This is a genomic window from Intrasporangium sp. (assembly GCF_039812505.1).
Classification (GTDB): domain Bacteria; phylum Actinomycetota; class Actinomycetes; order Actinomycetales; family Dermatophilaceae; genus Intrasporangium_A.
In genome coordinates, this window is the sequence record NZ_JBDIAQ010000119.1 from 1 (window position 1) to 10800 (window position 10800).

8 protein-coding genes are annotated in these 10800 nt (G+C 72.0%); 1 reads left to right on the top strand and 7 read right to left on the bottom strand.

Annotated elements, in window-relative coordinates; translation table 11 throughout:
- Positions 1 to 274: 274 nt before the first annotated feature.
- The 4 genes from WMI84_RS13705 to WMI84_RS13720 all read right to left on the bottom strand — a co-directional run bounded on the left by WMI84_RS13705 (position 275) and on the right by WMI84_RS13720 (position 6472).
- Positions 275 to 847, bottom strand: a complete 573-nt coding sequence (locus tag WMI84_RS13705; RefSeq protein ID WP_347354071.1) for a general stress protein — start codon at positions 845 to 847, stop codon at positions 275 to 277.
- Positions 848 to 925: 78 nt separating this feature from the next.
- Positions 926 to 2125, bottom strand: coding sequence for an acyl-CoA dehydrogenase family protein (locus tag WMI84_RS13710; RefSeq protein WP_347354073.1), 1200 nt, complete (start codon positions 2123 to 2125; stop codon positions 926 to 928).
- A gap of 99 nt (positions 2126 to 2224) precedes the next feature.
- Positions 2225 to 3103 carry a caspase family protein gene (locus WMI84_RS13715; RefSeq protein ID WP_347354075.1) on the bottom strand — a complete coding sequence of 293 codons (879 nt, stop codon included), beginning with the start codon at positions 3101 to 3103 and terminating at the stop codon, positions 2225 to 2227.
- A 51-nt stretch (positions 3104 to 3154) separates the two neighbouring features.
- Positions 3155 to 6472 (bottom strand): CHAT domain-containing protein, encoded by a 3318-nt coding sequence (locus WMI84_RS13720; RefSeq protein WP_347354077.1) that lies wholly within the window; start codon positions 6470 to 6472, stop codon positions 3155 to 3157.
- Between the two features lie 245 nt (positions 6473 to 6717).
- Between WMI84_RS13720 and WMI84_RS13725 the strand changes: the two genes are divergently transcribed.
- Complete coding sequence (locus WMI84_RS13725) at positions 6718 to 7590, top strand: RIO1 family regulatory kinase/ATPase (protein ID WP_347354079.1); 873 nt, start codon at positions 6718 to 6720, stop codon at positions 7588 to 7590.
- Positions 7591 to 7745: 155 nt separating this feature from the next.
- Here the strand turns inward: WMI84_RS13725 and WMI84_RS13730 are convergent, their stop codons facing one another.
- From WMI84_RS13730 to WMI84_RS13740, 3 genes are all read right to left on the bottom strand, one after another.
- Positions 7746 to 8390 carry a nitroreductase family protein gene (locus tag WMI84_RS13730; RefSeq protein ID WP_347354081.1) on the bottom strand — a complete coding sequence of 215 codons (645 nt, stop codon included), beginning with the start codon at positions 8388 to 8390 and terminating at the stop codon, positions 7746 to 7748.
- Positions 8390 to 9799 carry a proline--tRNA ligase gene (proS, locus tag WMI84_RS13735; RefSeq protein WP_347354083.1) on the bottom strand — a complete coding sequence of 470 codons (1410 nt, stop codon included), beginning with the start codon at positions 9797 to 9799 and terminating at the stop codon, positions 8390 to 8392. The genes WMI84_RS13730 and proS overlap by 1 nt, the downstream gene beginning before the upstream one ends.
- A 77-nt stretch (positions 9800 to 9876) precedes the next feature.
- The gene (locus WMI84_RS13740; protein ID WP_347354084.1) at positions 9877 to 10755 is read right to left on the bottom strand and encodes an extensin family protein; all 879 of its coding nucleotides are present in this window, start codon (positions 10753 to 10755) and stop codon (positions 9877 to 9879) included.
- Between the last annotated feature and the right edge of the window lie 45 nt (positions 10756 to 10800).

Consider the following 10800-nt stretch of genomic DNA (forward strand, 5'->3'; position numbering starts at 1 on the left):
CCACGGCCCGATTGTGCGCGGCGGCTACCCCCGACGACCACCAACTATCGGACCACGGCCCGATTGTGCGCGGCGGCTACCCCCGACGACCACCAACTATCGGACCACGGCCCGATTGTGCGCGGCGGCCACCGGGCCACCACCGGCCAGCGGGATTGTGGGCACGGGAGTGGAGGCCGACTGGAGTGGGGCGTCGGGCGGCCGCAGGAGGAGGCCGGGCGGCATACCACGGCGTCGGGCGGCACCACACAGCGGCCGACGCGGCGCCCGCGCCTCAGGACAGGTCGCGGTTCGAGGGCGGCGGCTGCGTCGCTGCGGACGGCGGCGTGTAGATCGTGTGGCCCGCACCGAAGATGCCGGCCTGGGCGAGGATGTCACGCCCCTGCTGGGCGAACTTGTGCTCGACGAAGACCTCGTACTTCGTCGCGACGACCTGGCTGACCGACTGGAAGTCACGCTGGCCGCGGGTGAAGGCGTAGCCGATGACCGACCAGATCAGCCCGAACAGGGCGCCGTAGAGCGCGCACGAGATGAGCAGCGCGAAGGCGCTCTGCTGCTGGTTGAACAGCGCGAAGATCAGGCCCACGAACAGCCCGAGCCAGAGGCCCGACAGCACCCCGGCCAGGATGACGCGGCCCCAGGTCAGCCGGGCGGTCACCCGCTCGAGCTGCTTGAGGTCGGTGCCGACGATGAGGCAGTTCTGCACCGGGAAACCCTTGTCCGACAGGACGTCGACGGCCTTCTGGGCATCTTGGTACTTGTCGAACACGCCGAGCGACATCGGGTAGTCGAGGGACAGCGTCGCGAATCCGTGCCGGCCGCCGGGCCCTCTGGGCTGCATGCTCATACCCTCATCCTCGCATGTCGCTCCGGCGGGAGACATGAGCCCGCTGTGGGCACGCTGTGCTGCCCGACCCCGCGCTGCTCAGCCCTTGATCCGGTAGTCCTCGAGCACGCGGCGGCCGATGATCATCTTCTGGATCTCGGCGGTGCCCTCGCCGATGAGCAGCATCGGGGCCTCGCGGTAGAGCCGCTCGATCTCGTACTCCTTCGAGTAGCCGTAGCCGCCGTGGATCCGGAAGGCCTGCTCGACCACGTCGGCGCAGTACTCGGCGGCCAGGTACTTCGCCATGCCGGCCTCGAGGTCGTTGCGCTGCCCGGCGTCCTTGACCCGGGCGGCCTTGACCATCATCTGGTGCGCGGCCTCGACCTTGGTCGCCATGTCGGCCAGCCGGAACAGGATCGCCTGGTGCTCGACGATCTTCCGGCCGAACGTCTCGCGCTGCTGCGCATAGGAGACTCCCAGCTCGAAAGCACGCCGCGAGACCCCGCACGCGCGAGCGGCGACGTTGACCCGGCCGACCTCGACGCCGTCCATCATCTGGTAGAAGCCCTTGCCGGGAACCCCGCCGAGCAGCTGCGCGTCGCTGCTCCGGTGCCCGTCCAGGACGAGCTCGGTCGTGTCGACCCCCTTGTAGCCCATCTTCTCGATCTTGCCGGGCACCGTGACGCCCTGGGCGGTCTCGCCGAAGCCGGGCTCCTTCTCGACCAGGAAGGTCGTCAGGTTCTTGTAGGGGCTGTCCGACTCACCGAGGTCGGTGCGCACGAGGACGGCGACGAGGTTGGCCGTGCCGCCGTTGGTCAGCCACATCTTCTGCCCGGTGATGACCCACTCGTCCTCGTCCCGCACGGCCTTGGTCCGGATCGCCGCGACGTCGGAGCCGAGCGCCGGCTCGCTCATCGAGAACGCACCCCGGATCTCGCCGGTCGCCATCCTCGGCAGGTAGCGCCGCTTCTGCTCCTCGGTCCCGTGCTGGAGCAGCAGGTACGCGACGATGAAGTGGGTGTTGATGATGCCGGACACCGACATCCACCCGCGCGCGATCTCCTCGACCGTGAGGGCATAGGTGAGCAGCGACTCCCCCAGACCGCCGTACTCCTGCGGGATCATCAGCCCGAAGATCCCCATCTGCTTCATCTGCTCGACGATCGCCTGCGGGTACTCGTCGCGGTGCTCCAGCTCGGTCGCGACCGGCAGGATCTGCTCGTCGACGAACTGCCGCACGAGCGACAGCAGCTCGGTCTGCTCCTCGGTCAGGCCGTCGGTCTGCTGGAGACGGGACATACGCGCAGCTCCCTCGCTCGTCGGGGTCGGGTCGACAACCAAGGAGTATGCCGCTCGCCGCGCCTCCCGGGCCTGCCCGCCCCGTGTGAGCCCGCCCACTCACCAGGTCGCGCCGAAGCCCGCCCGCTTGGCGGCGACCGGACCCTCCAGGGTGGCCCGCTGCTCGAATTCGCCGGCCTCGAGCCCGGCGGTGACCGCGCCGAGCAGCTTGGACCGGCTCCCCTCGGGCTGGTCCGTCAGCGCCTTGAGGAAAAGGTAGGTGAAGGCGCCGTTGGCCCGTCCGCCGAAGGTGGCGTCGGCCGCGGTCTGGGCCGGCTTGCACGCCGCGAACAGGACCGGTCGGCTCTTTGTCGAGCGGGACCGCGCGAGCTCGGCCAGGGCCTGGTGGTCCGTGCCGTTGCGGCCGGGCTCGGCCGCGGTGCTGATCTCGATCGACCGGGTCAGGCCCGTCCTCGTCGGTGGCGGCAGGTAGCGTGGCCGCCTCCCGATCAGCAGGTCGTGGGCGACCTCGTCGATCCGGCGCAGCCCCGTGCCGCTGTGGCAGGTGTCGAGCAGGACCTCCACGAGCACGCCCTTGGGGATGCTACCGAACAGGCTGCGCAGCTCGTCGTCGACGATGACGGTGTCCGAGTCCCACCGGTCGCCCTTGGAGGCGAGGTCGTGGCAGGCGAAGGCCTCGTCGAGGTGGTCGTACTCCTCGTCCCCGTCGACGTCCGGCACCTGGGTGCCGTGGCTGGAGAACGTGAACACCACGTGGTCACCCTCCTTGGCCCCCTCGACGAGGTCGGTGAGCCGGCCCAGGACGGCCGACTTGGTCGCGTCGCCGTCGACCAGGACCGTCGTGTCGGCCTTGCGGAACCCGCGCTTGCGCAGCGTGGCTGCGATGTCCTCGGCGTCGTTGACGCATCCCGCGAGCCAGCTGCTCATCGGCAGGTGGGCGAACTCGTTGATGCCGACGCACAGTGCCTTGCGCCCCATGATGTGCTCCCTTGTCCGTTGTGAGTTGGTGATTGGTGGTCCGGATGCCGCTCAGGCCGGCTCCAGCGTCGCGTCGGGTCGCGCGTAGACGACGTAGGCCAGCCAGGTCGCATCGCCCGACTTGCGGGCCCGCTCCCGAGCACGGGTGGTCGCGAGAGCGACCGGGGCGCCCGCAAGCAGCTCGTCGTAGAAGGTCTCGACGAAGGCCCGGGCCGGCTGGTCGCCGACCGACCAGAGGCTCGAGACGAAGGCGGAGGCTCCGGCGTCGAGGAACGCCTTCGCGAACCCGCCGAGGGTGGACAGCTGCTGACCGCCACGGCCGACCTGGCAGGCGTTGAGCACGATCACCGGGCCGGAGTCGGGTGCCGTCCAGCGGCCGTTCTCGCTGACGGTGGTCGCGGTGAGGTACTGCGGGAGAACCGAGTTGCCACGTCTGCGGCCCTGCAGCAGTACCTTCGCGTCGAAGATGTCGGTGGGGTCGGCCAACCCGTGCCCGGCGAAGTGGAGCAGGTCGAAGTCGCCGCGCCGCAACAGCCGGCGCACGTCGGTCGGAGTCGCCTTCACGGGAGTCGCACCGAGCCGCCTGGCCAGGAACTGGGCCTCGAGCCCGGTCTCGGCCAGGACGAAGGCAGGGTCGAGGTAGGCCGGGCACAGCGAGCGAACCCGCCCGGCCCGGGCCCGCAGCGTCCTGGGCGGCAGGCCGGTGAACTGCCAGCGCACGAGCCCGTGCTGGGCCAGGAAGCGCGGCGCCTTCTGGCGTGGCCCGACCGGCGGCTTGAGGTGGACCAGCTCCCACGGCACGTACGGCTCGTCGGCGTAGACCAGCAGGTCGGCGATCCGGTTGCGGTGCTTCCAGAGCATCGCCTGCATGTCCTGCGGGAAGAGCTGCTCGAACAGGGCGGCCCCGAGGTCCTGGACGGCGGCGAGGTAGGCGGCCGGGTGGTCGCCCTGTTCGAGCCAGGCGGCCTCGACCTGCCCGAGCAGCGCCCGGACGAAGGCGGCCCGGTCGTGCAGGGGCGCGGACGTGAACCGGTGCACCGCGCCACCCTGCTCGAGCCGCAGGGCGTACTCGAACACCACCTCGTCGTCCCCGCGGTCGGTCTCGAAGATCTCGAGACAGGGCAGGCCCTCCAGCTCGGGGGCGTCGATGCCGAGCGGGGCCCGGGCGGTGGCGGTGGCTGCCGTCGGGCCCGAGGCGAGACCGGTGGCGGCCGTACCTGCCCGGGCGTCCGCGTGCAGGCCCAGCGTGCCCACCGGCACGCTCCCCTGCCGGACGACGACGCTGACCTCGACCGGCCCGACCCGGCGCGCGCGCACCTGGAACACCAGCTCGGACGTGCCACCGCCCGGGGGCAGGGCGAAGACGTCGGCGTCGGTGCCGACGATCTCGGCGTTGCGTTTGCCGACGACGTGGACCGACAGGGGTCTGCTCTCGTCCACGGCGGCCACGACCTCGTCGTACGCTGCTCCGGCACTGGCGCCGACCGCCTTGCGCGAGAGCCTGACCCGCAGGTCGACGGTCTCGGTGGGAGTCATCGTCGCAGGCATCTCCGCGGCGAGGTGTGCCTGCACGGTGGTCGGTGCCGGGCCACCGCCTGCCGCCGGTCCGGGCGCCACCGGGACGGGCGGCGAGGGCGGCGGTACCTCCGCGGGAGGCAGGTCCCGTGAGCCCGACCCGTTCTCCGGCCGTGGGGTCAGCAGGTCCAGGTCGGCCTGGCCCGGCGGCTCGGACCCGGTCGCCGGCGGCTCTGCTCCGGTCGCCGGGGGCTCGGCTCCGGTCGTCGGGGGTTCGGCCGTCGCAGTCTGCGGCAGCAGCCACCGCTCGAACTGGCCGACCACCCGGTCCTGGCTGAAGTAGTTGCCGTGGTAGACGACGTCGTTGGTGCCGAGGGCCAGCTCGTCGGCGACGAACCCGCCGGCCGGTGGCCCGATCGCCGACATCGACGCGGTGTCGACGACGAGGTCGTTGTCGTCCTTGAAGAGCTGGTCCACGAACCCCTCGTTGAGCTTCATGACCAGCTCGCGCGGGAACTCGGCGGGCTGATGGCTGTCGTCGAACAGCGAGACGTGGAAGTTCGACGACACGACGAACCAGCTGGTCCCGGCGGCCGGCTGCCCGGGCTGCTCCTTGTTCAGGTCCCTCACGAAGGCCCCGCCGGGCATCATCGCCGCGATCCCGGGCACGCCGTTCTTGTCCCCGGCGTAGGAGACGAGGTACTTGACGAAGGCCGCGATGCCCTTGACGACACCACCGACGATCGCCGCCACCGGCGCGCCACCGGGCAGCAGGGCGAGCCCCCGGGCCGCGGCCGAGGCCAGGTTGGTGTATAGGTCGACGAGGTCGGACCATCGGTCGGGGTCGGCCAGGTGGGTGCCGGCGTTCGTGGCGGCGACGAAGGCGATCCGGTCGACCCGGCCGGGCCAGCTCGATGCGGGTAGCTCGTACTCGACGAGGCTGCGGGTCGTCAGGCCGCCGCGGCTGTGCGTCATGACATCGATGGTGAGCTCGGCGTCGGGCTGGTGTGCGCTGAGCCGGCGGAGCAGGTCCTCGGCGTTCTCGCGTGGATCGACGCTGAGGGTGACGTGGTCGAAGCCGAGCACAGCGTCATACGTGTCGATGGCGTGGGCCAGGAAGGCGCGGCCCGCGTCGGTGACACTCAGCGCCCCGAAGCCGCCCGCCGTCGAGGAGAAGGTGCCGTGCACGAACAGCAGCACCCGCAGCGGCCGGTCGGTCGGCAGGTGCAGCTCGTCGAGGGTCTCGACGCGGCGCCAGCCGGCGATGTCGGGCGAGGTGAGGTGGATCAGCCCGCGCCGGACGTGCGCCTCCATCAGCTCGATGGCCTTGTCGACCAGGAACGGCGCGGCGAAGCGGAGAACGATGGCCTGGGCGGCGCCCTGGATGATGCTGCCGAGCAGGCCTCGGGTGCGACGGGTCTCGCCGATCCCTTCTGCAGCTGCCGACGGGGCTGGTCCGCCGGGGCGCACGTCGATCTCGAAGTGGCGGGTGCGGGGGCCCGGGTCGACCGAGCGGTCCCGGTCGGCGGGCACGACGGGCAGGTGCCACGAGTAGACGCCGGCCTGCTCGAACAGGACGACGGCATCCTGGTCGGCGCTCACGTCGACGTCGAGCGACAGCGTGTGCGTGCGGCCGTCGCGATCCGTGGAGCGGGTGCGTCGCGGGGCGATGTCGACGCTCTGGAGTCGTTCGAAGCCCGACTCCGCCAGCGCGGCAAGGAGGGCGTCCTTGCCGAACTGGGTCTGGTAGCCCGGCTCGCCGGGCAGTGACCGGGCCGGGTCCGCCGGCTTGGCGGCGTAGGAGCTCGGGTGGTCGAGGCGCACGGCACCGTCGGCGAACGACCTCACTGGCATCTCGGGCTCCCTCCGTCGAGACCGGGACCACCCCTGTCATCACGGTAGAGGTCCCGGGCGCCCCGGTGATACCGGTTCGCGCAACGCACTCGTCCCGAAAAGCAGTTGTGTCCCGCAGGCGCGACCGGCCACGCTGGTGGGTGAGTCGCCGGCCGGTGGGGCGGGCGCCCGAAACCCAAGGAGGTCGACATGTCCATCACGGCCCCGGGCACCCTCGCCCACCTCCCGACCACCTTGGAGTTCCCTTGTCAGGCAAGACTTCTCAACCGCACGACGAAACGCTGGCCACGCTGACCCGGCCGTCCTGCTCGCTCGACACCGAGCCGGACGCCGCGCCCGAGGGCGAACGCTGGTCCACCTGGGACGGCGCCACCCACGGGCCCGCCCCGCGACCCGAATGGGTCATCACCGACCTCGGCGCGGTCGAGTCCGACCTCGGCGTCCTCAAGACCGGCAAGGAGGCCGACGTCCATCTCGTCCGGCGCTGGGTGCCCGGCGACGCCGACCGGGACGTGCTGATGGCGGCCAAGCGCTACCGCCCACCCGACCGCCGGCTCTTCCACCGTGACGCCGGCTACCTGGAGGGTCGCCGGGTACGCAGGTCGCGGGAGATGCGCGCGATGCGGACCCGAACCGACTTCGGCAAGGCCCTGATCGGCCAGATGTGGGCCGGCACCGAGTTCGACACGCTCGCCACGCTCTGGGGTGAGGGCCTGCCCGTGCCCTACCCGGTCCAGCTGGGCGAGTCGGAGCTGCTCATGGAGTTCATCGGCGATCCGGACGGGACGGCCGCGCCCCGGCTCGTGCAGACCCGGCCATCGGTCGGCCTGCTCGGCGAACTGTTCGAGCAGCTGCGCTCGGCGATGACCCGGCTCGCCGAGCTCGGCTGGGCGCACGGCGACCTGTCGCCCTACAACGTGCTCCTGCACCACGGCCGGCTCGTCGTCATCGACTGGCCCCAGGTCGTCGACGTCGTCGGCAACCCGCACGGGTTCGACTATCTGGAGCGCGATGCCCGGAATATGGCCGACTGGTTCACCCGCCGTGGCCTGCCGGTCGACGCGGCGGAGCTCTTCGGAGACCTCGCCGCGGCGGCCGCTGGGGCCTCGCGCTGGTGACCCGGGCCCCTGTCTCGGGACGGTGCGCCCGCTCCGACCCGCCTTACGCCGACGGACTGCCCCTGTGGCGCCGGACTGCTGGACCTCCGGCAGTCAGGCGCCACAAAGAGAGTCGTCGGGACCACGGTCCACGCCCGAACGGTCCGTTCGGGGGGTCAGGGCTCGGTGAGGAAGTCGGCGGGGTGGCCGAAGCGGCCGGAGTGCACGAACGCCTCGAGCGGCAGCCGCTCGCGCGGCAGCCGGGAGCGCTGCTGCACCCAGCCGGGCAGGTCCTGCTCCGCACCGCGACGGGCCGGGCGGCCCAGGGCGACGCCGGTGGTCGCGGTCCAGTGCGCGGGCACCGCGAAGGCATCGTTGGCGGCGCGGTGGTCGAAGCCGCCGAACTGCCGCACCTGCAGGCCCATCGACCGGGCCTGGACGGTGATGTGCGCGACCGCCTGCCCGAGGTCGAACATGGCGTAGTCGGAGTAGGCGATCTCGTGGTCGAAGTCGGTCGCGACCTGGTGCAGCGTGATGATGATCGCCGAGGCCGCCGGCGCCCACGCCTGGTTGGCGGCCGAGAGCACCGGCACGATCCGCTGGTGCGTCTCGTCGCCGCGCCGCCCGACGACGAAGCCCCACGGCTGCGAGTTGCCCGCCGAGGGTGCCCACCGGGCCGCCTCGAGGATCGCGCGCAGGTCGACGGCCGGGATGACGTGCTCGCGGTCGTAGACCATGACGCTCTCGCGCTGCCGCAGCAGCGGTGTCAGCGAGCCGGGCGGGGCGTCCGAGTGCGTCCGATGCTCGGTCGTCTCCGGCATCAGTAGGCCCGGCCCACGACGGCGAGCACACCGTCGGCGTCCTCGCTCGGCGGCACGCTGCCGTCGGGCATCGTCAGGCAGCGCACGGTGATGCCCGACTCGGCGAGCCTGCGCTCGCCGTCGACGCCGAGCGTCGCCCACGGGAGGGTGGCCCAGCCGGTGCGGGCCGCCTCGGCCGCCTCGTCGACGCCCGCCACCGCAACGGTGCGCTCCTGCTGGAAGGCGAGCGCCTCGGCATACAGGGCGTCCTGGTCCTGGTCGAGCTGGGACGGCACGGTCGCGCTGACCTGGCCCAGCGGCATACTGCGCTTGGAGCCGTCGTAACGGCGCACGAGGACGACCGACCCGTCGGCCAGGTCCCGGGGGCCGACCTCGACGCGCAGCGGGATCCCCTTGAGCTCGGCGTCGACGGCGCGGCGCCCGAAGGGGGTGTCGAGCCGGTCGTCGAGCTCGGCCCGTACCCCGGCAGAGACAAGGTCGGCGACCAGCCGGCCGGCCGCCTCGAGCACCCCTTCGCCGGCCTTGACGACCGTGACGAGCGCCTGGACCGGCGCGAGGCGGGGTGGCAGGCGCAGCCCGTGGTCGTCACCGTGGGTCATGATCAGCCCGCCGACCATCCGGGTCGAGGAGCCCCACGAGGTCGTCCAGGCGTGCTCGTCCACGCCGTCGGCGGACAGGTAGCGGATCCCGAAGGCGCGCGAGAAGTTCTGGCCGAGCTCGTGGGAGGTGCCCATCTGCAGCGCCTTGCCGTCGCGCATCATCGCCTCGAGGGCCAGGGTGTTCGTCGCGCCGGCGAACCGCTCGGCCGCCGTCTTGCGCCCGAGCACCGTTGGCAACGCGAGCAGCTCGCGCATGAAGGCGGCGTAGACCTCGACGTGGATCCGCTGCGCGTAGGTGCGGGCGTCCGCCTCGGTGGCGTGCGCGGTGTGGCCCTCCTGCCAGAGGAACTCGCTGGTTCGCAGGAACAGGCGCGGGCGCAGCTCCCACCGGACGACGTTGGCCCACTGGTTGAGCAGCAGCGGCAGGTCGCGGTAGCTCTGCACCCACTTGGCCAGGTACTCGCCGATGACGGTCTCGGAGGTGGGCCGCACGACGACCGGCTCCTCGAGCGCCTTGCCGCCCGCGTGGGTCACGACGGCCAGCTCGGGGCTGAAGCCCTCGACGTGCTCGGCCTCGCGCTTGAGGTACGACTCCGGGATGAAGAGCGGGAAGTACGCGTTGCGGGCGCCGGCGGACTTGATCCGGGCGTCCATGTCGGCCTGCATCCGCTCCCAGATCGCGTAGCCGTAGGGCCGGATCACCATCGTGCCGCGGACCGGTCCGTTGTCGGCGAGCTCGGCCTTGGCGATGACGTCCTGGTACCAGCGGGGGAAGTCCTCCGCCTGCGGGGTGAGCACGCGCTTGGCCATACGCGCGATCCTACGGGCGCGGTCGTGCGGTTCCCGGCCCCGGTGCGGCGCATTCGGGCCCAGTCGCGCAGAGCCGGTCAGTCGTGTCGCATGGTGGCCACGAGGAAGGCCTGCCAGGCCTCGCGTGAGTCGGCGAGCTCCCCCGGTCCCCCGACGGACTCCAGGATCCGCGTCGTCGCGTCGCGGGTGGCGTCGTCGAACTGTCCGGACAGCGGCACGTCCGCGGCGCCCCACACGTACCGGCACATCGCCTGTACCGCCTGAACCTGAGCCGTGGAGCGCCGGATCAACCGGGGACGCTCGGGCCCGAACCGCCCGATGTCGACGTGGACGTGGTTCGTGTGGGCGCTGTTGTAGAGGTACGTCAGCACGTCGGCGAACTCGTGATGCAGCCCGGCCGCGGTCCGCCAGTAGAGCCGCAGCTGCCGGCGCAGCTCGCTGGCCGGGGCGTCGCGCCAGAGGTCGTAACGCAGCGAGACCAGGTCCGAGCCACCGGAACGCAGTCGCGACAGGTCGAACGCCTCCCCCGAGGCATGCCACGACGTGTCGGCAGCCGGTGCCCAGGCACCGTACGACCAGACCTGCTCGGGTGTCGGCCCGAAGTGCGCGGCGTGCAGGGCCAGCCAGGCGTCCAGGCGCCGCCCGAACGCGGCGGTGACGTGGTACGTGGACCGCTGCCCGGTCACCTCGTAGACGTATGCCGCCGAGCCGACTCGGGTGCGCGCCTGCAGGTCTGCCCGGGCCGCGGGCACCGGGTCGGCCCACCGCTCCCGCGGCAGCGGGCCCCCGATCCCGGCCACGCCGATGGCCTCGGGCAGGGCATCCCAGCCGCCGCCGGCCAAGGCGACCGCCCCGCCGACCGTGGCCAGCCCGAGGGCACCGGCGACGAACCGGCGGCGGGAGACCCGGACCGGACGTGGCACAGCCGCGCCACCCGCCTCCGGCCGTTCGCCCATGCCTGCCCAACGTCCGGACGACTCCGATCACTCCCGACGGCGGAC

Excerpts from the sequence above, each read along its gene's own strand:
- WMI84_RS13705 (WP_347354071.1), bottom strand. The coding sequence starts at position 847 with ATGAGCATGCAGCCCAGAGGGCCCGGCGGCCGGCACGGATTCGCGACG.
- WMI84_RS13710 (WP_347354073.1), bottom strand. The coding sequence starts at position 2,125 with ATGTCCCGTCTCCAGCAGACCGACGGCCTGACCGAGGAGCAGACCGAG.
- WMI84_RS13715 (WP_347354075.1), bottom strand. The coding sequence starts at position 3,103 with ATGGGGCGCAAGGCACTGTGCGTCGGCATCAACGAGTTCGCCCACCTG.
- WMI84_RS13720 (WP_347354077.1), bottom strand. The coding sequence starts at position 6,472 with ATGCCAGTGAGGTCGTTCGCCGACGGTGCCGTGCGCCTCGACCACCCG.
- WMI84_RS13730 (WP_347354081.1), bottom strand. The coding sequence starts at position 8,390 with ATGCCGGAGACGACCGAGCATCGGACGCACTCGGACGCCCCGCCCGGC.
- proS (WP_347354083.1), bottom strand. The coding sequence starts at position 9,799 with ATGGCCAAGCGCGTGCTCACCCCGCAGGCGGAGGACTTCCCCCGCTGG.
- WMI84_RS13740 (WP_347354084.1), bottom strand. The coding sequence starts at position 10,755 with ATGGGCGAACGGCCGGAGGCGGGTGGCGCGGCTGTGCCACGTCCGGTC.